Source organism: Microbacterium sp. gxy059, assembly GCF_050958665.1.
In the GTDB taxonomy this organism is placed as follows: domain Bacteria; phylum Actinomycetota; class Actinomycetes; order Actinomycetales; family Microbacteriaceae; genus Microbacterium.
In genome coordinates this window covers 61,959-82,054 of record NZ_JAMXWT010000013.1, presented here as the reverse complement: position 1 = coordinate 82,054, position 20,096 = coordinate 61,959, and the positions used below count along the sequence as shown (strand labels likewise).

Genomic DNA, 20,096 nt, shown 5'->3' with positions numbered 1-20,096 from the left:
GCGACTACACCTCGACGCTGTCCGTCACCGTCATCCAGTGATCCCCGGCGGGGGGGGGGGGGGGGGGGGGGGGGCCGGCGCCCCCCCCCCCCCCCCCCCCCCCCCCCCCCCCCCCCCCCCCCCCCCCCCCCGCGGAGGTCTTCGCGGATCCCGAGAGCCATCAGTCGTCGCGGAGGCTCTCCCACAGGGGGGTCGAGATGTAGCGCTCGCCGGTGTCGGGGACGACCACGACGACGCGCTTGCCCGCGTACTCGGGGCGCTTCGCGATCTCGACCGCGGCCCACACGGCGGCGCCGGACGAGATGCCCGCGAGGATGCCCTCCTTCGCGGCGAGGTCGCGCGCCGTGGCCAGGGCGGCGTCGAGCGGCGCGGTCACGATCTCGTCGATGACGTCGCGGTCGACGATCGCCGGAACGAAGTTGGCGCCGAGGCCCTGGATCTTGTGCGGGCCGGCCTTCCCCTCGCTGAGGAGCGGCGAGTCGGCCGGCTCGACCGCGACGATCCGCGCGTTCGGGACGCGCTCCTTGAGCACCTGGCCGACGCCGGTGATGGTGCCGCCCGTGCCGACGCCCGCGACGAACACGTCGATCTCGCCGTCGGTGTCGGCGATGATCTCCTCGGCGGTGGTGCGGCGGTGGATCTCGACGTTGGCCTGGTTCTCGAACTGGCTCGCGAGCACGGCGCCGGGGGTCTCCGAGACGATGCGCTTCGCCTCCTCGACGGCGCCGTTCATGCCCTTCGCGGGGTCGGTCAGCACGAGCTCGGCGCCGAGGGCGCGCAGCAGCACGCGGCGCTCCTGCGACATCGAGGCCGGCATCGTCAGCACGACCCGGTAGCCGCGCGCGGCGCCGACGAGCGCGAGCGCGATGCCGGTGTTGCCCGAGGTGCCCTCGACGATGGTGCCGCCGGCGGGCAGCTCGCCCGACGCCTCGGCGGCGTCGACGATGGCGACGCCCAGGCGGTCCTTGACGCTCGAGCCGGGGTTGAAGAACTCGAGCTTCGCGACGACCTCGGCGCCGGCGCCGTCGGTCACGCGGTTGAGGCGGACGAGGGGCGTGCCGCCGAACGCGCTCGTGATGTCGGAGTGGATCGCAGCCATGGGAGGGGTGCCTTTCGGTCAGGGGCCAGGGGCTCACGGTAAGCCTAGAGGCGCGCGGACGGCGCGGCGCCGATGTGTGTCGAAGGATGTCACAGGGTGCCGGAATAGGGTGGGGGATCGTGTCGGACCAGCCCTCATCGCCTCCCGCTCTCCGCGACGTCCTGCGGGGGGCGATCAGCGCCCTCGCGGACGCCGGAGTGCCCGATCCCGCGGTCGACGCGGAGCTGCTCGTCGCCGCCGCCCTGGGGCCGGACGTCTCGCGCGGCGAGGTGCAGACGGCGATCATCCGCGGCGACGCGATGCCGGAGCGCGCGGGGGAGGCGCTCCGCGCGATGCTGCGCCGGCGGCGCGACCGGGAGCCGCTGCAGCACATCGTCGGAGCGGCCCCGTTCCGGCACCTGACGCTGAGGGTCGGTCCCGGGGTGTTCGTGCCGCGGCCCGAGACCGAGCAGGTCGCGCAGCTCGCCGTCGACGCACTCCGCTCGGCGGCGGAGCCGGAGCCGATCGCGGTCGACCTCGGCACCGGATCGGGAGCGATCGCCCTCGCGCTGGCCACCGAGGTGCCGCACGCGCGGATCCACGCGGTCGAGCGGTCCGACGAGGCGATCGTCTGGACCCGGCGGAACGTCGACGCCATCGCGCCACGGGTCGACCTGCGGCATGGGGACCTCGACGCCGCGCTCGACGACCTGGCGGGAACCGTCGCGGTGATCGTCTCCAACCCGCCCTACGTGCCGCACGAGGCGATCCCGCGCGACCCGGAGGTGCGTCTGCACGATCCCGCCGCCGCGCTCTACGGCGGGCCGGACGGCCTCGATCCGATCCGGACCATCAGCAGGGTCGGCCTCCGCCTCGGCCGACCGGGGGCGGTCATCGTCCTCGAGCACGGGGAGTGGCAGGGCGGTGCGGTCCGCGCGATCCTCGCCGCCGACGGGTGGCAGGCGACGGCCACGCACCCCGACCTGACCCAGCGCGACCGCGCGACGACCGCGCTGCGACCCGCCTGAGGGCGGGAGGAACCGTAGAATCGAGCCGATATGATCTCCGTCTTCGACTGCCGCGAACGCGAGCAGATGCTCTCCGGCATGCGCCACGCTCGCCAGGCGATCCAGCGCGGCCAGGTCATCGTGATGCCCACGGACACGGTCTACGGCATCGCGGCCGACGCGTTCAGCGCCGACGCCGTGCAGGCGCTCCTCGACGCGAAGGGGCGCACCAGGCAGCAGCCGCCGCCTGTGCTCGTCTCGTCCGCCGACACGCTCCCCGCGCTCGTCGAGCAGGTCCCGGAGGAGGTCTCGCGCCTCGTCGAGGCGTTCTGGCCGGGGGGACTGACGATCGTGCTCCCCTCCCAGCCCTCCCTCACCTGGGATCTCGGGGAGACGCGGGGGACCGTCGCGGTGCGCCAGCCCGACAACCCCATCGCCCTCGAGCTGCTCGCCGAGACGGGCCCGCTCGCGGTGTCCAGCGCGAACCTCACCGGCCGTCCCGCGGCGATCGACATCGATTCCGCCAAGGGCATGCTGGGCGAGAGCGTCGCCGCCTATCTGGACGACGGGCCCGTGCGCACGGGCGTCGCCTCGACGATCGTCGACGCGACGTCGCTCGTCCCCGGCCGCGGCGAGCGGGCGGTGCGGATCCTTCGCGACGGTGCGGTGAGCCGCGACGCGCTGCGCGAGGTCCTGGGCGACCTCCTCCAGGACGACGCGTGAAGCTCTATCTCCTCACCGCGCTCATCACGGCGGGCATCACGTTCGTCCTCTCCTGGGTGATCTGGCGCATCGCGCTGCGGTACCGGCTGCATCCCCCCGTCCGCGAGCGCGACGTCCACAAGACGCCGACGCCGCGTCTCGGCGGCATCGCGATGTTCCTCGGCATCGTCGCCGCCATCCTCGTCTCCCGCGCCTTCGACTACTTCGGCATCTTCTGGGCGGAGCCCCGTGTCGTCTGGTCGGTGCTCGGGGCGACGCTCCTCATCGCGCTCGTCGGCGTCGCCGACGACCTGTGGGACCTCGACTGGATGATCAAGCTCGGCGCGCAGTTCATCGCCGCCGGCATCATCGCGATCGGGGGAGGGCTGCAGATCTACGCGCTCCCGATCGGCGGCATCACGCTGTGGTCGAGCTGGATCAGCATCATCCTCACGATGTTCTCGATCGTGATCGTCATGAACGCCGTCAACTTCATCGACGGCCTGGATGGCCTCGTGGCGGGCGTGTGCCTCATCGCCAACGGCGTGTTCTTCGTCTACTCGTACATCCTGGTCCGCGACGCCGGCGCCACGAGCTTCGCCAACCTCGGCACCTTCATCGCGGCCGTCCTCGTCGGCGCGTGCGCCGGATTCCTGCCGATCAACTGGCACCCCGCGAAGATGTTCATGGGCGACACGGGCGCGCTCGTGATCGGCCTGCTCATGGCGACGAGCGGCATCGCCATCACGGGGCAGCTGCCCCCCGCCGCGCTCGACCCCGACGTCACGGGCCGCTCGCAGATCCTCGGCACGCTCCTGCCGATCCTCCTGCCGATCATCGTCGTGGTGCTGCCGCTCCTCGACTTCGGCCTCGCGGTGATCCGGCGCATGAGCAGGGGGAAGTCGCCCTTCTCGCCCGACAGGGAGCACCTGCATCACCGCATGCTCGACATGGGGCACACCGACCGCGACGCGACCCTCATCTTCTACGCGTGGACGGCGGTGTCCGCGCTCACGGTCCTCCTCATGTACCTCTTCACGGGAGCCGACTGGTTCGGCGACCACTGGTTCGGCGAGTACTGGCTCGCCGTGGGCTTCGGCCTCGTGGGCGTGGCCGCCTGCCTGGTGCTCACGCTCGTGCCCTCGCAGCCCCCGCCCCGCCCCTCCGCGACCCCCGTCGCCTCCGAGACCCAGGAGACCTGAATGGCCCCCTCGCCCGTGTCCAGCAACCCGATCATGCGCAACGTCCTCATCTGGAGCGCCGTCGTCTGCGGGGTCGTGCTCGTGGGGGCGGCCGTCATCGGCCAGCTCGCGGCCGGGACGGACGGCCTCCTCAGCGGAGTGCTCGGCTCCGTGATCGGATTCCTCTTCCCCGCCCTCACGGCGGCGAGCATCCTGTTCGCGAACCGCTGGTTCGGCACCCCGAACTACCCCGTGGTCTTCTTCGGGATCTTCATGGGGGTCTTCCTCGTGAAGATCCTGGCGTTCATCATCGCGCTGAACCTCGTGTTCGGCATCGACTGGGTCGTCCGGGGGGTGCTCTACGGCGCGCTGGTCGTCACCGCGGTGGCCTCGCTCGTCGTCGACGTCGCGGTCATCGCCCGCATGCGGATCCCCTCGGTGAGCGACGTCGCCCTCCCGGGCGACGACGAGCAGGGCGAGGACCGCGGGGAGCGCGCCGCGGATCGCTGATCGATTTCTACAGCCCGTCAAAAGCACGCCGATCGTTTGGTAGGCTGGTGGAGGTCCTGCGACGGGTCCCGGCACACTGAGGCGCCGGTTCGACGCAGCAGGCCTTCTCACCACACCACACCCCGCAGGCCCCGGTCTGCGCGAGAAGCTGGAGCCATGCGTTGACTCAGCCGAGCAAGATCGCACCGATGGCCGACAAGGTCGAGTTCCACCCGCCGTCGATCGCCGAATTCTTCCCCGAGGCGATCTTCTCCATCGGCCCCTTCGAGTTCACGCGCATCAACCTCGCTCAGGTGATCGCCACGGTCGTCCTCGTGACGATCCTGCTCCTTGCGACGCGCAACATGAAGGTGATCCCCGGGCGCGGCCAGCAGGTCATCGAGTTCCTGTTCGGCTTCGTGCGCGAGCAGATCGTCTACCAGGTGCTCGGCGAGAAGGACGGGAAGCGGTTCGTGCCGCTGCTGTCGGCGATGTTCCTCGGCATCCTGTTCTTCAACATCACGGGCATCATCCCCGGCATGAACATCCCGGGCACGAGCGTCATCGGCGTCCCCCTCATGCTCGCCGTGGTCGCGTACATCACCTTCATCTACGCGGGCATCAAGCGCCACGGCTTCGGGCGCTTCATGAAGAACTCGCTGGTGCCGGGCGGCGTGCCCGGGTACCTCGTTCCCGTGATCGCGATCATCGAGCTCGTCTCGACGTTCGTCTTCCGCCCGGTGTCGCTCACCCTGCGACTCCTGCTCAACATGATGGTGGGCCACCTCGTGCTGGTGCTGCTCTTCAGCGCCACCCACTTCTTCCTGCTGAGCCTCAACTGGCTGACGGTCCTGTCGCCGGCCACGCTCGGCCTCGGCCTCGCCTTCACCCTCTACGAAATCTTCGTCGCCGCCCTCCAGGCGTACGTCTTCACCATCCTCACCGCGGTCTACATCCAGCTCGCGGTTGCGGACGAGCACTGACGGGCAGCCGACCGGCTGCTCGCCCTACGAAAGGAAACACCCCAGTGGACGCTTCGACGGTTCTCGCCGACATCACCGGCAACATCGCGACCATCGGATACGGTCTCGCCGCGATCGGCCCGGCCATCGGTCTGGGCATCGTGGTCGGCAAGACGATCGAGTCGACGGCTCGCCAGCCGGAGCTCGCCGGACGCCTGCAGACGCTGATGTTCATCGGTGTCGCGTTCATCGAGATCCTCGCCTTCATCGGCATCGCGACGCCCTTCATCTTCGGCTGATCCCGTTCCCTCGACTCACAGGTAAGGAGACAGGATGCTGAAGGCTCTTGTCACTGTCGCCGCCGAGGAGGATCAGAACCCTCTGATCCCCGCGGCATACGACATCATCTGGTCGGCCGTGTGCTTCGCCGTGATCATCGCGGTCGTGGTCTTCGTGGCCGTGCCGCGCCTGAACAAGGTGCTCGACGCACGCTCCGCCGCCATCGAGGGGAACATCGAGAAGGCCGACGAGGCGCAGCGCAAGGCCGAGGCCGCTCTGGCCGAGTACACGCAGCAGCTCTCCGAGGCGCGCAAGGAGGCCGGCGAGATCCGCGAGGCCGCCCGCGTCGACGGCAAGAAGATCGTCGACGAGGCGAAGTCGCAGGCGACGGCCGAGGCCGAGCGCATCGCGGCCTCCGCGCAGACGCAGATCGAGGCGGAGCGTCAGGCCGCCATGGTCTCGCTGCGCAGCGACGTGGGCTCCCTCGCCCTCGACCTCGCGGGCAACGTCATCGGCGAGTCGATGAGCGATGACCAGAAGGCGCAGAGCGTCGTCGACCGCTTCCTCGCCGACCTCGAGGCCTCCGAGAAGGCGGCGAGGTAATGGGCAGCGCGACCACTCAGGCGCTGAAGGCGAGCGCGGACGCTCTCGCCCAGGCGACGGTCGACCTCGACACGGCGCGCGAGCTCTTCGCCGCCGCCCGTGCCGCGGGCGGCTCCTCGGCGCTGAGCGGCGCGCTCGCCGACCAGACCGCCGACGCCCCCGCTCGCGCGGCGCTCGTCGGCCGGGTCTTCGGATCCCTCTCTCCCGCCGCTCAGCGTGTGCTCGCGGCCGTCGCGGAGCAGCGCTGGTCGAACGCAGCCGACCTGGTCCGGGGCATCGAGGAGCTTGCGATCCGCGCCGCGTCGAAGGCCGATCAGGGCGACCTCGAGAGCGAGCTGTTCCAGGTCACCCGCCTCATCGCGCAGAACCCGGAGCTCGAGCTCGCGCTCGGCGCGCGCCTGGGCGACGCGTCGAAGAAGGGCGACCTCGTCGCGACGCTCCTCGGCGGTCGCGTGAGCGCCGGCTCGGAGGTCGTCGTGTCCTCGCTCGTGCAGCAGCCGGGCGAGCGCCGCGTGCGCGCCGCGCTGCAGCACGCGATCCGCGTGGTCGCCGACGAGCGCGGCCGCGCCGTCGCGACAGTGCACACGGCCGCGCCGCTGACCGATGCGCAGCGCGACCGGCTGCGCGCCGCTCTCACTGCTCGCCACGGCTCCGAGGTGACCGTCAACGAGGTCGTCGACTCCTCCGTGGTCGGCGGCATCCGCGTGCAGATCGCCGACGAGGTCATCGACGGCAGCATCTCGTCCCGCCTCTCCGATCTCCGGACGAGGCTCGCAGGCTGAACGCTTCCGCGCCGGAAGCATCCGGGCCGCACGGCCCGCACAACGAAGGAAGACAATGGCAGACATCACCATCAGCCCCGACGTCATCCGTGACGCGCTGAAGGACTTCGTCGCCGCCTACGAGCCCACCGGTTCTGGCGCGAACGAGGTCGGCACCGTCGCTGACGCCGCCGACGGCATCGCACACGTCGAGGGGCTCCCCGGCGTCATGGCGAACGAGCTCATCCGCTTCGAGGACGGCACCCTCGGCCTCGCGCAGAACCTCGACGAGAACGAGATCGGCGCGCTCGTGCTGGGCGAGTTCACGGGCGTCGAGGAGGGCCAGCAGGTCACCCGCACCGGCCGCGTCCTGTCGGTCCCGGTCGGCGAGGGCTACCTCGGCCGCGTCATCGACCCGCTCGGCACCCCGATCGACGGCCTCGGCGATATCGCCGGCATCGAGGGCGAGCGCGAGCTCGAGCTCCAGGCCGCCGGCGTCATGGACCGCAAGAGCGTCCACCAGCCGATGCAGACGGGCATCAAGGCCATCGACGCGATGATCCCGATCGGCCGCGGTCAGCGTCAGCTGATCATCGGCGACCGCCAGACGGGCAAGACGGCGATCGCGATCGACACGATCATCAACCAGAAGGACAACTGGGCGTCGGGCGACCCCGAGAAGCAGGTCCGCTGCATCTACGTCGCCATCGGCCAGAAGGGCTCGACGATCGCGTCCGTGAAGGGCTCGCTCGAAGAGGCCGGCGCGATGGAGTACACGACGATCGTCGCGGCTCCCGCCTCGGACCCCGCGGGCTTCAAGTACCTCGCCCCGTTCACGGGCTCGGCCATCGGCCAGCACTGGATGTACCAGGGCAAGCACGTCCTCATCGTGTTCGATGACCTGTCGAAGCAGGCCGAGGCCTACCGCGCCGTGTCGCTCCTCCTTCGTCGCCCGCCGGGCCGCGAGGCGTACCCCGGCGACGTCTTCTACCTGCACTCCCGCCTCCTCGAGCGCTGCGCGAAGCTCTCGGACGAGCTGGGCGCGGGGTCGATGACGGGCCTGCCCATCATCGAGACCAAGGCCAACGACGTCTCGGCGTACATCCCGACCAACGTGATCTCGATCACGGACGGCCAGATCTTCCTGCAGTCCGACCTCTTCAACGCGAACCAGCGTCCCGCGGTCGATGTGGGAATCTCCGTCTCGCGAGTCGGCGGCGACGCGCAGCTGAAGCACATCAAGAAGGTCTCGGGAACGCTCAAGCTCGAGCTGGCCCAGTACCGCTCGCTGGAGGCGTTCGCGATGTTCGCGTCCGACCTCGACGCGGCCTCGCGCCGTCAGCTCGATCGCGGCGCGCGCCTCATGGAGCTGCTCAAGCAGCCCCAGTTCTCCCCGTACCCCGTCGAGGAGCAGGTCGTCTCGATCTGGGCCGGCACCAACGGCAAGCTCGACACGGTTCCGGTGGAGGACGTCCTCCGCTTCGAGCGCGAGCTGCTCGACTACCTGGGGCGCAACACGTCGGTCCTCGACGACCTGCGCTCGTCCGGCAAGCTCGAGCCCGAGGTCCTCGAGGCGATGGAGAAGGGCGTCGACACGTTCCTCCTCGAGTTCCAGCCCTCCGATCAGGCTCCGGTGGCCGAGCACCACGATGCCGCCGACGAGGCGGACATCGCCCAGGAGAAGATCGTCAAGGGCCGCACGGCGTAACGCCCGCGAAAGAGACGCATCATGGGCGCACAACTCCGGGAGTACAAGCAGAGGATCTCCTCTGCTCAGACGACCAAGAAGATCACGAAGGCGATGGAGCTCATCGCGGCTTCGCGCATCCAGAAGGCGATGGCGCGCGTGCGCGCGTCGTCGCCCTTCTCCCGCGCGGTGACGCGAGCGGTCTCCGCCGTCGCGACCTACACCGACATCGACCACCCGCTGACCCGCGAGCCGGAGAACCCGACGCGCGCCGCGATCCTGCTCCTCACGAGCGACCGCGGCCTCGCCGGCGCCTTCAACTCGCAGGTCATCAAGGAGACCCTCGAGCTCGGCGAGCTGCTGCGCAGCGAGGGCAAGGAGGTCGTCTACTACCTGTTCGGACGCAAGGCGGTGGGCTACTTCCAGTTCCGCCAGATGGCGGCCGAGCAGGAGTGGACGGGCGATGCGGACACCCCGTCGTTCGAGAACGCGAAGGAGATCGCGGACGCGCTCCTCGAGGCGTACACGACCGACGCGGCCGAGGGCGGGGTGGACGAGCTCCACGTCGTCTACAACCGCTTCGTGAGCATGATGACGCAGGAGCCGGAGACCGTCCGCCTGCTGCCGCTCGAGGTCGTCGAGGCGGATGAGGCGGGCGACGCCGGCGCGCCGGCCGAGCTCTACCCGCTCTACGAGTTCGAGCCCGAGGCGACAGAGGTGCTGGACGCGCTCCTGCCGGTGTACGTCCAGAGCCGCATCTTCAACGCCCTCCTGCAGTCGGCCGCCGCGAAGCAGGCCGCCACGCAGAAGGCGATGAAGTCGGCATCCGACAACGCCGACAAGCTCATCACCGACTACACCCGCCTGCGCAACAACGCGCGTCAGGCGGAGATCACGCAGCAGATCGCCGAGATCGTCGGCGGCGCGGACGCGCTGGCGTCCTAGGACATCCAGGAAAGAGACGAAAGACATGACAACCACGGTTGACACCCGCACCGCGGTCGTCGGGCGCGTCGCCCGAGTCACGGGCCCCGTCGTCGACATCGAGTTCCCGCACGACTCGCTGCCCGACATCTACAACGCGCTCAAGACGACGATCACCTCGGGCGGCGAGCCCTTCGAGATCACCCTCGAGGTCGCGCAGCACCTGGGCGACGACATGGTCCGCGCCATCTCGCTGAAGCCCACCGACGGCATGGTCCGCGGCCAGGAGGTGCGCGACACCGGCGAGCCGATCTCGGTCCCCGTCGGCGACGTCACCAAGGGCAAGGTCTTCAACGTGACGGGCGACGTGCTGAACGTCGACGCCGACTCGTTCGAGGTGACCGAGCGCTGGCCGATCCACCGCAAGGCCCCGGCCTTCGACCAGCTCGAGTCGAAGACGCAGATGTTCGAGACGGGCATCAAGTCGATCGACCTCCTCACCCCCTACGTGCAGGGCGGCAAGATCGGCCTCTTCGGCGGTGCGGGCGTCGGCAAGACCGTGCTCATCCAGGAGATGATCACCCGCGTCGCGCAGGACCACGGCGGCGTGTCGGTGTTCGCCGGCGTCGGCGAGCGCACCCGAGAGGGCAACGACCTCATCTGGGAGATGGACGAGGCTGGCGTGCTCGACAAGACCGCCCTGGTCTTCGGCCAGATGGACGAGCCGCCGGGGACGCGTCTGCGCGTCGCGCTGTCGGCCCTGACGATGGCCGAGTACTTCCGCGACGTGCAGAAGCAGGACGTGCTGCTGTTCATCGACAACATCTTCCGCTTCACGCAGGCGGGCTCCGAGGTGTCGACGCTGCTCGGCCGCATGCCGTCGGCCGTGGGCTACCAGCCCAACCTGGCCGACGAGATGGGCATCCTGCAGGAGCGCATCACGTCGACCCGCGGAAACTCGATCACCTCGATGCAGGCGATCTACGTCCCCGCCGACGACTACACCGACCCGGCCCCGGCGACGACGTTCGCGCACCTCGACGCGACGACGGAGCTCTCGCGAGAGATCGCGTCGAAGGGCCTGTACCCGGCGATCGACCCGCTCACCTCGACGAGCCGCATCATGGACCCCCGCTACCTCGGCGAGGACCACTACCGCGTGGCGACGAGCGTGAAGCAGATCCTGCAGAAGAACAAGGAGCTGCAGGAGATCATCGCGATCCTCGGCGTCGACGAGCTCAGCGAGGAGGACAAGATCACGGTGTCGCGTGCGCGCCGGATCCAGCAGTTCCTCTCGCAGAACACCTACACGGCCGTGAAGTTCACGGGCGTCGAGGGCTCGACCGTTCCGCTCAAGGAGACCATCGAGTCGTTCGACGCGATCGTCAAGGGCGAGATGGACCACGTCGCGGAGCAGGCGTTCTTCAACGTCGGCGGCCTCAACGACGTCCTCGCCAACTGGGACAGGATCCAGAAGGAGAACGCCTGATCATGGCGCTCACGGTGAACCTGGTGTCGGCGGAGGCCGAGGTCTGGCGCGGCGAGGCGACCCTCGTAGTCGCGAAGACCCCGGAGGGCGAGATCGGCTTCATGCCCGGTCACGAGCCGACGCTCGCGACGCTGGCCGAGGGCCAGGTGCGCATCACGCAGGTCGACGGCACGAAGATCGTCGCCGATGCGCGCGACGGCTTCATCTCGATGGAGCTCGGCGACGAGCTCAACATCGTCGCAGGCGGCGCTCAGCTCGTCGCCTGACGGCTCGGTTCCCCGGCGGGGGGGGGGGGGGGGGGGGGGGGGGCCCCCCCCCCCCCCCCCCCACCTCGCCCCTCCAACGGACACTCAGGAATCGATGATGACCTCAGCAGCCCCCGAGACCGAGGCGCCGGAGAGCGCCGCCGAAGCGCGTCGCCGCCGTCGCGCCCGCTCCGTCGCGGACGCCGCGAGCGTGCCGTGGTACGTCTGGGCGATCAAGATCGCGCTGCTCGGCGGCATCGATGCGCTCGCCGTCTACGCGTCGCTGTCGCTCATCGCGCAGGGGCAGTGGATCGTGCCGCTCATCATCGGCGCGGCCGTCGTCGCGATCAACGTCATCTACCTGGTTCCCGGCATGCTCCCGGCGAAGTACCTCACGCCGGGGCTCGTGTTCCTCCTCGTGTTCCAGATCTTCATCGTGCTGTACTCCGGCTACATCGCGTTCACGAACTTCGGCTCGGGACACAACTCGTCGAAAGCCGATGCCGTGCACGCGCTGCTGCTGCAGTCCGAGGAGCGCGTCGAGAACTCGCCTTCCTACCCCACGAGCGTCCTGGAGCGCGACGACGACTTCTTCCTGCTCGTGACCGACCCGTCGACGGGCGAGGAGCTCATCGGCGGCAGCGAGCAGCCGCTCGAGTCGGTCGCGAACCCGGAAGCCGAGGGGTACCGCGCCCTCGCGTTCGACGAGATCGTGCGCAACCAGGACCGCATCGGCGACCTCAGCGTCCCCCTCACAGACGACCTCAACGACGGCTCGCTGCGCACGACCGACGGATCCACCTCCTACGTGTTCCGCTCCGATCTCGTCTGGGACGAGACGGCCGACACCATGACCGACACCGCGACGGGAACGGTGTACAGCGATGAGGGCACGGGCGCCTTCGTCGCCGAGGACGGCACCGAGCTGCAGCCCGGATGGCAGGTGTGGGTCGGCGCCGACAACTTCGTCGAGGCGTTCACCGAGCAGTCCATCCGCGGGCCCTTCATCGCGGTGTTCGCGTGGAACATCGCCTTCGCCGTGCTGTCGGTCGCGACCACCTTCGCGCTCGGACTGTTCCTCGCGATCGTGTTCAACGATCCGCGGATGAAGAGCAAGAAGTACTACCGCGTCGTCATGATCCTGCCCTACGCCTTCCCCGGGTTCCTCTCCGCTCTGGTGTGGATGGGCATGTACAACGAGGACTTCGGCTTCATCAACCAGGTGATCCTCGGCGGGGCGCAGATACCGTGGCTCAACGACCCCACATTGGCGAAGGTCGCGATCCTCCTCACCAACCTCTGGCTCGGCTTCCCCTACATGTTCCTCATCTGCACGGGCGCCCTGCAGGCGCTTCCCGAGGACGTCCAGGAGGCGGGACGCATCGACGGCGCCAGCGCGTGGCAGGTCTTCCGGCACATCAAGATGCCGCTCCTCATGATCTCGGTCGCGCCTCTCCTGATCTCGTCGTTCTCGTTCAACTTCAACAACTTCAACCTGATCTACATGCTCACGGGCGGCGGCCCGCGCATGTCCGACGCGAGCATCAACGCCGGGCACACCGACCTGCTGATCTCGATGGTCTACAAGGTCGCGTTCATCGGATCCGACCGCGACTACGGTCTGGCCAGCGCCTTCTCGATCATCATCTTCCTGGTGATCGCGGGGATATCGCTCATCAGCTTCCGCAGGACGAAGATGCTCGAGGAGCTGAACTGACATGGCTGCGAACAACACCGCGAACGCGACGCGCCTGATCGTCGCGCCGGGCACGCAGGCGGCCCGCACCCGCCGCCCCTTCGGGCGCTGGTTCCGCGAGACGGGGTGGCGGCACCTCGTCGGCCTCGTCGTCGTCGTGTTCTGCGCCTTCCCGCTCGTGTACGTGCTGTCGGCGTCGTTCAACTCGTCGGGCACGCTTCTGACCGCGAACTCCCTGTTCTCCGAGATCTCGTTCGCCAACTACGCCGAGCTGTTCCAGGATCCCAACCGCCCGTACGGTCTCTGGTTCATCAACACGCTCGTGATCGGCGTCGCGACATCCATCGGGACCGTGATCCTGTGCGCGCTCGCCGCCTACTCGTTCTCGAGGATGCGCTTCCGCGGCCGCCGCGGGGGGCTCATGGGGCTCGTGCTCGTGCAGATGTTCCCGCAGATGCTGGCGTTCGTGTCGATCTTCCTGCTGATGTCGGCGATCGGCGACATCTTCCCCCTCCTGGGGCTGAACTCGTCGATCGGCCTCATCATGATCTACCTCGGCGGGGCCCTCGGCGTGAACACGTTCCTCATGTACGGCTTCTTCAACACCGTGCCGGCCGAGATCGACGAGGCCGCGAAGATCGACGGCGCCGGGCACGCCCGCATCTTCTTCACGATCATCCTGCGCCTCGTCGCGCCGATCCTCGCGATCGTCGGCCTGCTGTCGTTCATCAGCGTCACGGGCGACTTCGTGATCGCGTCGGTCGTGCTGCAGGATCCCGCCAAGCAGACGCTCGCGATCGGCCTGTACCAGTTCGTCTCGCAGGAGACGGCGCAGAACTGGGGCGTCTTCTCCGCCGGCGCGCTCATCGCCGCCGTGCTGCCGACCGCCCTGTTCCTCTCGCTGCAGCGCTACATCGTCGGCGGCCTGACCGCGGGCAGCGTCAAGTAGCCTCGACGCGCGCGAGACCACAACCGAACAACAACCTGACGGCTCTGCCGCGGCACCTCGTCCGCGCAACCGCGTGATCATTCGTCGGCTCCCCCTCAACGGAGGCACCCCATGAACATTCCCCATCACGACGGTTCGCCGCTCTGCGTCGAAGACGCCGCCCCGGCGCTCGGAGACGTCGTGCGCGTGCGGCTGCGCGTCCCCGCCGCCTTCGGCACGCGCGCCGAGACCCCCCTTGCCGGGGTGCGCGTGCGTTCCAACCCCGACCGCGAGCCCTCCTGGAGCGACGCGACGCTCGTCGCGACCGACGCCGAAGGCTGGGAGTGGTGGGAGGCCGCCGTCACGGTCGTCAACCCCCGGCACGGGTACCGCTGGATGCTGACCTACAGCGACGGCCGCGTCTCCTGGCTCAACCAGTCGGGCCTCAGCCATATCGAGCAGCGCGACGACGACGACTTCGCCCTGCTCGCGCACCCCGCGCCGCCCGCATGGCTCGCCGAGTCCGTCATGTACCAGGTGTTCCCCGACCGCTTCGCGCGCTCGGAGGCGGCGGACGAGCGCCCCGCCCCCGAGTGGGCGATCTCGGCCGACTGGGACGATCCCGTCGACCCCGTCATGCCCGCACGCGTCCAGCAGTTCTACGGCGGCGACCTCGACGGCGTCACGGATCGCCTCGACCACCTCGCGAGTCTCGGTGTGAACCTGATCTACCTCACGCCCTTCTTCCCGGCGCGCTCGGCGCACCGCTACGACGCGTCGAGCTTCACGTCGGTCGACCCGCTGCTCGGCGGCGACGACGCGCTCGTGCGCCTCACCGAGGCGGCGCACGCGCGCGGGATCCGCGTGATCGGCGATCTCACGACCAACCACTCGGGCGACGGCCACGAGTGGTTCCGTCGCGCCGAGGCCTCGGCGGACGCCCCCGAACGCGACTTCTACTACTTCGGCGACGACGGCGACTACGAGTCGTGGCTCGGCGCGAAGAGCCTGCCCAAGTTCGACTGGAGCAGCCCCGAGCTGCGACGACGCTTCATCGACGGCCCCGACTCGGTCGTGGCGCGGTGGCTCAAGCCGCCGTTCTCGCTCGACGGCTGGCGCATCGACGTCGCCAGCATGACGGGCCGCTTCGGCGACGTCGACCTCAACGCCGAGGTGCGCCAGACGATCCGGCGCACGATGATCGCCGAGAACCCCGACACCGTGCTGCTCGCCGAGTCGACCAACGACGCGACCGAGGACATGCAGGGCGATGCCTGGCACGGCGCGATGACCTACACGATCCTCACGCGCCCCGTGTGGGCGTGGCTCAGCGACCCGCAGCCGACACCCTACGTCGGAGCCGACGGAGAGGAGCGCACGGTTCCCTGGTACTTCGGCCTGCCGTTCTCCCGCTACGACGCGCGCGACGTCGTCGACTCGCTGCAGCGGTTCACGAGCGGATACCCGTGGCGCGTGCAGCTGGGCAACATGAATGCGCTCGACACGCACGACACGGCGCGATTCCGCACCCACGCGATCGACGGCGGGGTCCCCGTCGCGCTGGGCCTGACGGTGACGCTCCCCGGCGTCCCCGTCGTGTTCGCGGGCGACGAGTTCGGTGCCGTCGGCGCCGACGGCGAGAGCTCGCGCACCCCCGTTCCGTGGGGGACCGAGTCGGATCCCGGTGTCGCGGAGACCCTGTCGCTCTACCGCGACCTGCTCGCGCTGCGCGGCGCGCACCCCGCGCTCGCGACGGGGGGCCTGCGCTGGATCGCGGCCTCGGAGGAGGCCCTGGCGTTCGTTCGCGAGTCGGCCGACGAGACGGTTCTCGTGTTCGCCGCCCGCAGCGCCGCGACCCTCGCGATTCCCGCGGGCAGCCTTCCCGAGAGCGCCGACGCGGCGCACCTCTTCGGCGAGGGCGTGTCGTTCGACGGAGCCGAGCTGTCGTCGACGGGAACGGCGCTCGGCGTCTGGACGCTTCCGGGCGTCGCCGCCCCCGCATGGTGAGCTGAGGCGCCGGGTCGGGGGCCGCGCACGCCAGGCGACCCCCGCCGAGCCCGTCGTGCGCGGTCAGGCCATCCGCCCGACCGCGCCGCGCGAACATCCGCATCCGGAGCGCTCTCCGGACACGCGAGAAGGCCCCGAGGGCGAACCCTCGGGGCCTTCCGGCTCAGCTCACGTCAGCTCAGTTGTAGGAGCCCGGCGTGAAGTCGTCGGTCGAGAACGCGTCGAAGTCGACGTAGCTGTAGTCGCCCTCCGCGAACGCGCCGTCGGACGCGAAGATGCGGTTGGGGTATCGCTCGCTCTTCGCCTCCTCCGTCGCCTCCACCACGACGTCGCGGTACTTCGCGAGGCCGGTGCCGGCGGGGATGAGCTTTCCGATGATGACGTTCTCCTTGAGACCGATCAGCGGGTCGCTCTTGCCCTCCATGGCGGCCTGCGTGAGCACGCGGGTCGTCTCCTGGAACGAGGCGGCCGACAGCCACGACTCCGTCGCGAGCGACGCCTTCGTGATTCCCATCAGCTCCGGACGGCCCGACGCGGGGCGCTTGCCCTCGGCCACGGACCGGCGGTTGACGTCCTGGTAGTGACGCAGGTCGACCATCTCGCCCGGCAGCAGGTCGGTCTCGCCGTGGTCGACCACGGTGACCTTCCGCAGCATCTGGCGCACGATGACCTCGATGTGCTTGTCGTGGATCGGCACACCCTGCGACCGGTACACGCCCTGCACGCCGTCGACGAGGTACTTCTGCACCTCGCGGGCGCCCATGACGCGCATGATCTCCTTCGGGTCGAGCGTGCCGACCTGGAGGGGCTGGCCCACCTCGACGTGCTGGCCGTCCTCGACGAGGAGCGTCGCGCGCTTGAGCACCGAGTAGACGTGCGGCTCGTCGCCCGAGTCGGGGGTCAGGATGACCTTGCGGCCCTTCTCCGTCTCCTCGATCGTGATGCGACCGGACGCCTCGGCGATCGGCGACGCGCCCTTCGGGGTGCGCGCCTCGAACAGCTCCTGCACGCGGGGCAGACCCTGCGTGATGTCGTCGGCCGACGCTGATCCGCCCGTGTGGAACGTGCGCATCGTCAGCTGCGTGCCGGGCTCGCCGATCGACTGGGCGGCGATGATGCCGACCGCCTCGCCGATGTCGACGAGGTTGCCGGTCGCGAGCGAGCGGCCGTAGCAGCGGGCGCAGACGCCGACCGCCGAGTCGCAGGTGAGCACGGAGCGCACCTTGATCTCGGTGACGCCGGCCGCGACGAGCCGGTCGATGAGCGGGTCGCCCACGTCCTGACCCGCCTGGGCCAGAACGGTGCCGTCCTCCGCCACGACATCGACCGCGAGGCTGCGGGCGAACACCGAGTTCTCGACGTTGGCGTCCTTGACGAGCACGCCCTCCGCGTTCGGCGCCGCGATCGGGTAGGTGAGCCCCTTCGACGTGCCGCAGTCCTCCTCGCGGATGATGACGTCCTGCGAGACGTCAACGAGACGACGCGTCAGGTAGCCCGAGTCGGCCGTGCGGAGAGCCGTGTCGGCGAGGCCCTTGCGGGCGCCGTGGGTCGCGATGAAGTACTCGGCGACCGTCAGGCCCTCGCGGAACGACGACAGGATCGGACGCGGGATGATCTCGCCCTTGGGGTTGTTCACCAGGCCGCGGATCGCCGCGATGTTGCGGATCTGCAGCCAGTTTCCTCGGGCTCCCGACGACACCATGCGGTAGATGGTGTTGTCCTCGGGGAAGGCGTCCTTCATCTCCTTCTGGAGCACGTCGGTCGCCTCGGTCCACAGGGCCGTGAGCTCCTGACGACGCTCGTCGTCGGTCGTCAGGCCCTTCTCGTACTGCGCCGTGATCTTCGCGGCCTTCGCCTCGTACTCGGCGACGATGCGCGGCTTCGACTCCGGGGTCACGATGTCGCTGAGGGCGACCGTGACGCCCGAGCGCGTGGCCCAGTAGTAGCCGGCGTCCTTGATCTTGTCGAGCGTCTCCGCCGTCGTGACCTTCGGGTACTCCTCGGCCAGCTTGTTGACGATCTGCGAGAGCTTGCCCTTGTCGGCCTGCTCGCGCACGAAGGGGTAGCCCTTCGGCAGCTGGTCGTTGAAGATCATCTGGCCGAGCGACGCGTCCACGAGACCGTGCGTCTCGTAGCCCTCGGGGGCGTCGCCCTCGAGGAAGTCGAGACCGGGCTGGCGGATGCGCGCGCGGGCCTGCAGGTCGAGCGTGCCCTCCTCGAACGCCATCTGCGCCTCGTCGACCGAGCCGAACACGCGGCCCTCGCCCGTGGCGCCCTCCTTGACCGTCGACAGGTGGTGCAGACCGATGATCATGTCCTGCGAGGGCAGGGTCACCGGGCGGCCGTCCGACGGCTTGAGGATGTTGTTCGACGCGAGCATGAGCACGCGCGCCTCGGCCTGCGCCTCCACCGACAGGGGAAGGTGGACGGCCATCTGGTCGCCGTCGAAGTCGGCGTTGAACGCCGCGCAGACGAGCGGGTGCAGCTGGATGGCCTTGCCCTCGACGAGCTGTGGCTCGAAGGCCTGGATGCCCAGGCGGTGCAGAGTGGGGGCGCGGTTGAGCAGCACGGGGCGCTCGCGGATGACCTCGTCGAGCACGTCCCACACCTCGGGACGGGTGCGCTCGACGGCGCGCTTCGCGGCCTTGATGTTCTGCGAGTGGCCCAGGTCGATCAGGCGCTTGATGACGAACGGCTTGAACAGCTCGAGCGCCATCTGCTTCGGCAGACCGCACTGGTGCAGCTTGAGCTGCGGGCCCACGACGATGACCGAACGGCCCGAGTAGTCCACGCGCTTGCCGAGCAGGTTCTGACGGAAGCGCCCCTGCTTGCCCTTGAGCATGTCGGAGAGCGACTTCAGAGCGCGGTTGCCGGTGCCCGTGACGGGGCGGCCGCGGCGACCGTTGTCGAACAGCGCGTCGACCGACTCCTGCAGCATGCGCTTCTCGTTGTTCACGATGATCTCGGGGGCGCCGAGATCGATGAGGCGGCTCAGGCGGTTGTTGCGGTTGATCACGCGACGGTACAGGTCGTTCAGGTCGCTCGTGGCGAAGCGGCCTCCGTCGAGCTGGACCATCGGGCGCAGCTCCGGCGGGATCACCGGGACGACGTCGAGGACCATCGCGGCGGGCGACATGCCCGTCGAGAGGAACGAGTTGACGACCTTCAGGCGCTTGATCGCGCGGATCTTGCGCTGGCCCTTGCCCTCGGAGATCTGCAGGCGCAGCGACTCCGCCTCGGCGGCGAGGTCGAACTGCGCGAGGCGCACCTGGAGGGCCTCGGCGCCCATGCGGGCGTCGAAGTACTGGCCGAAGCGGTCCTGCAGCTCCTGGAAGACGTCGTCCTCCGGCTTGAGCTGACCGACCTCGAGCGTGCGGAACTCCTCCCACATGCGCTCGAGCTTGGAGACCTGCTCGTCCGCGCGCTTGCGGATCGTCGCCATCTCCTTCTCGGCGGCGTCCTTGGCCTTCTTCTTCTGGTCGGCCTTGGCGCCCTCCGCCTCGAGCGTCGCGAGCTCCTCCTCCAGCTTCTGGAGGCGCGCGGCGACGCGGGCGTCGCGGCGGTCGCTGACGTTCTTGATCTCGAGACGCAGGTTGTTCTCGTGCGTCGGCATGTCGCGGTGGCGCGCGTCCTCGTCGACCGAGATCACCATGTAGGCGGCGAAGTAGATGACCTTCTCGAGGTCCTTCGGCGCCATGTCGAGCAGGTACCCGAGGCGCGAGGGGACGCCCTTGAAGTACCAGATGTGGGTGACGGGCGCGGCGAGCTCGATGTGGCCCATGCGCTCGCGGCGCACGGAGCTCTTCGTGACCTCGACACCGCAGCGCTCGCAGACGATGCCCTTGAAGCGCACGCGCTTGTACTTGCCGCAGGCGCACTCCCAGTCGCGGCTCGGTCCGAAGATCTGCTCGCCGAAGAGGCCGTCCTTCTCGGGCTTGAGCGTGCGGTAGTTGATGGTCTCGGGCTTCTTGACCTCACCGTAGGACCAGCGACGGATGTCGTCGGCGGTGGCCAGGCCGATGCGAAGCTCATCGAAAGTGGTTGCGTCGAGCAATTGA

17 protein-coding genes are annotated in these 20,096 nt (G+C 69.3%); 15 read left to right on the top strand and 2 right to left on the bottom strand.

Going from position 1 to position 20,096, the window contains the following annotated elements; all coding sequences use genetic code 11:
* Positions 1–160: 160 nt before the first annotated feature.
* Positions 161–1,099: a cysteine synthase A gene (cysK, locus tag NHL53_RS09345; RefSeq protein ID WP_433776593.1), complete on the bottom strand. Its 939-nt coding sequence runs from the start codon at positions 1,097–1,099 to the stop codon at positions 161–163.
* A 119-nt stretch (positions 1,100–1,218) separates the two neighbouring features.
* Between cysK and prmC the strand changes: the two genes are divergently transcribed.
* From prmC to NHL53_RS09270, 15 genes are all read left to right on the top strand, one after another.
* Complete coding sequence (prmC, locus tag NHL53_RS09340) at positions 1,219–2,106, top strand: peptide chain release factor N(5)-glutamine methyltransferase (protein WP_433776592.1); 888 nt, start codon at positions 1,219–1,221, stop codon at positions 2,104–2,106.
* Between the two features lie 30 nt (positions 2,107–2,136).
* Complete coding sequence (locus NHL53_RS09335) at positions 2,137–2,808, top strand: L-threonylcarbamoyladenylate synthase (protein ID WP_433776591.1); 672 nt, start codon at positions 2,137–2,139, stop codon at positions 2,806–2,808.
* On the top strand, positions 2,805–3,989 hold the full coding sequence (locus tag NHL53_RS09330; protein ID WP_433776590.1) for an MraY family glycosyltransferase: 1,185 nt from the start codon (positions 2,805–2,807) through the stop codon (positions 3,987–3,989). Before NHL53_RS09335 ends, NHL53_RS09330 begins: the two co-directional genes overlap by 4 nt.
* Positions 3,990–4,478, top strand: a complete 489-nt coding sequence (locus NHL53_RS09325) for a hypothetical protein (RefSeq protein WP_433776589.1) — start codon at positions 3,990–3,992, stop codon at positions 4,476–4,478.
* A 188-nt stretch (positions 4,479–4,666) separates the two neighbouring features.
* A complete protein-coding gene (atpB, locus tag NHL53_RS09320; protein ID WP_433776588.1) occupies positions 4,667–5,440 on the top strand; it encodes a F0F1 ATP synthase subunit A in 774 nt (257 codons plus the stop codon).
* Between the two features lie 44 nt (positions 5,441–5,484).
* Complete coding sequence (atpE, locus tag NHL53_RS09315; RefSeq protein ID WP_433776587.1) at positions 5,485–5,718, top strand: ATP synthase F0 subunit C; 234 nt, start codon at positions 5,485–5,487, stop codon at positions 5,716–5,718.
* 34 nt (positions 5,719–5,752) lie between these two features.
* Positions 5,753–6,301, top strand: a complete 549-nt coding sequence (locus NHL53_RS09310) for a F0F1 ATP synthase subunit B (protein WP_433776586.1) — start codon at positions 5,753–5,755, stop codon at positions 6,299–6,301.
* Positions 6,301–7,083, top strand: a complete 783-nt coding sequence (locus NHL53_RS09305; protein WP_433776585.1) for a F0F1 ATP synthase subunit delta — start codon at positions 6,301–6,303, stop codon at positions 7,081–7,083. The genes NHL53_RS09310 and NHL53_RS09305 overlap by 1 nt, the downstream gene beginning before the upstream one ends.
* 55 nt (positions 7,084–7,138) lie before the next feature.
* Positions 7,139–8,770, top strand: coding sequence for a F0F1 ATP synthase subunit alpha (gene atpA, locus NHL53_RS09300; RefSeq protein ID WP_433776584.1), 1,632 nt, complete (start codon positions 7,139–7,141; stop codon positions 8,768–8,770).
* A 21-nt stretch (positions 8,771–8,791) separates the two neighbouring features.
* Positions 8,792–9,694, top strand: a complete 903-nt coding sequence (locus NHL53_RS09295) for a F0F1 ATP synthase subunit gamma (protein WP_433776583.1) — start codon at positions 8,792–8,794, stop codon at positions 9,692–9,694.
* 25 nt (positions 9,695–9,719) lie between these two features.
* Positions 9,720–11,162, top strand: a complete 1,443-nt coding sequence (atpD, locus tag NHL53_RS09290) for a F0F1 ATP synthase subunit beta (RefSeq protein ID WP_433776582.1) — start codon at positions 9,720–9,722, stop codon at positions 11,160–11,162.
* A gap of 2 nt (positions 11,163–11,164) precedes the next feature.
* The gene (locus tag NHL53_RS09285; protein WP_433776581.1) at positions 11,165–11,428 is read left to right on the top strand and encodes a F0F1 ATP synthase subunit epsilon; all 264 of its coding nucleotides are present in this window, start codon (positions 11,165–11,167) and stop codon (positions 11,426–11,428) included.
* A 97-nt stretch (positions 11,429–11,525) separates the two neighbouring features.
* A complete protein-coding gene (locus NHL53_RS09280) occupies positions 11,526–13,124 on the top strand; it encodes an ABC transporter permease subunit (RefSeq protein ID WP_433776580.1) in 1,599 nt (532 codons plus the stop codon).
* 1 nt (position 13,125) lies between these two features.
* Positions 13,126–14,052, top strand: a complete 927-nt coding sequence (locus NHL53_RS09275) for a sugar ABC transporter permease (RefSeq protein ID WP_433776579.1) — start codon at positions 13,126–13,128, stop codon at positions 14,050–14,052.
* Positions 14,053–14,163: 111 nt separating this feature from the next.
* Positions 14,164–16,038 carry an alpha-amylase family glycosyl hydrolase gene (locus NHL53_RS09270; RefSeq protein WP_433776578.1) on the top strand — a complete coding sequence of 625 codons (1,875 nt, stop codon included), beginning with the start codon at positions 14,164–14,166 and terminating at the stop codon, positions 16,036–16,038.
* A gap of 178 nt (positions 16,039–16,216) precedes the next feature.
* Here NHL53_RS09270 and NHL53_RS09265 read toward each other — a convergent pair whose 3' ends face one another.
* Positions 16,217–20,092, bottom strand: coding sequence for a DNA-directed RNA polymerase subunit beta' (locus NHL53_RS09265; RefSeq protein WP_433776577.1), 3,876 nt, complete (start codon positions 20,090–20,092; stop codon positions 16,217–16,219).
* Positions 20,093–20,096 lie beyond the last annotated feature (4 nt).

Excerpts from the sequence above, each read along its gene's own strand:
- NHL53_RS09305 (WP_433776585.1), top strand. The coding sequence starts at position 6,301 with ATGGGCAGCGCGACCACTCAGGCGCTGAAGGCGAGCGCGGACGCTCTC.
- atpD (WP_433776582.1), top strand. The coding sequence starts at position 9,720 with ATGACAACCACGGTTGACACCCGCACCGCGGTCGTCGGGCGCGTCGCC.
- NHL53_RS09280 (WP_433776580.1), top strand. The coding sequence starts at position 11,526 with ATGACCTCAGCAGCCCCCGAGACCGAGGCGCCGGAGAGCGCCGCCGAA.
- NHL53_RS09270 (WP_433776578.1), top strand. The coding sequence starts at position 14,164 with ATGAACATTCCCCATCACGACGGTTCGCCGCTCTGCGTCGAAGACGCC.
- NHL53_RS09275 (WP_433776579.1), top strand. The coding sequence starts at position 13,126 with ATGGCTGCGAACAACACCGCGAACGCGACGCGCCTGATCGTCGCGCCG.
- atpB (WP_433776588.1), top strand. The coding sequence starts at position 4,667 with ATGGCCGACAAGGTCGAGTTCCACCCGCCGTCGATCGCCGAATTCTTC.
- NHL53_RS09295 (WP_433776583.1), top strand. The coding sequence starts at position 8,792 with ATGGGCGCACAACTCCGGGAGTACAAGCAGAGGATCTCCTCTGCTCAG.
- NHL53_RS09310 (WP_433776586.1), top strand. The coding sequence starts at position 5,753 with ATGCTGAAGGCTCTTGTCACTGTCGCCGCCGAGGAGGATCAGAACCCT.
- NHL53_RS09285 (WP_433776581.1), top strand. The coding sequence starts at position 11,165 with ATGGCGCTCACGGTGAACCTGGTGTCGGCGGAGGCCGAGGTCTGGCGC.
- atpA (WP_433776584.1), top strand. The coding sequence starts at position 7,139 with ATGGCAGACATCACCATCAGCCCCGACGTCATCCGTGACGCGCTGAAG.
- NHL53_RS09335 (WP_433776591.1), top strand. The coding sequence starts at position 2,137 with ATGATCTCCGTCTTCGACTGCCGCGAACGCGAGCAGATGCTCTCCGGC.
- cysK (WP_433776593.1), bottom strand. The coding sequence starts at position 1,099 with ATGGCTGCGATCCACTCCGACATCACGAGCGCGTTCGGCGGCACGCCC.
- NHL53_RS09325 (WP_433776589.1), top strand. The coding sequence starts at position 3,990 with ATGGCCCCCTCGCCCGTGTCCAGCAACCCGATCATGCGCAACGTCCTC.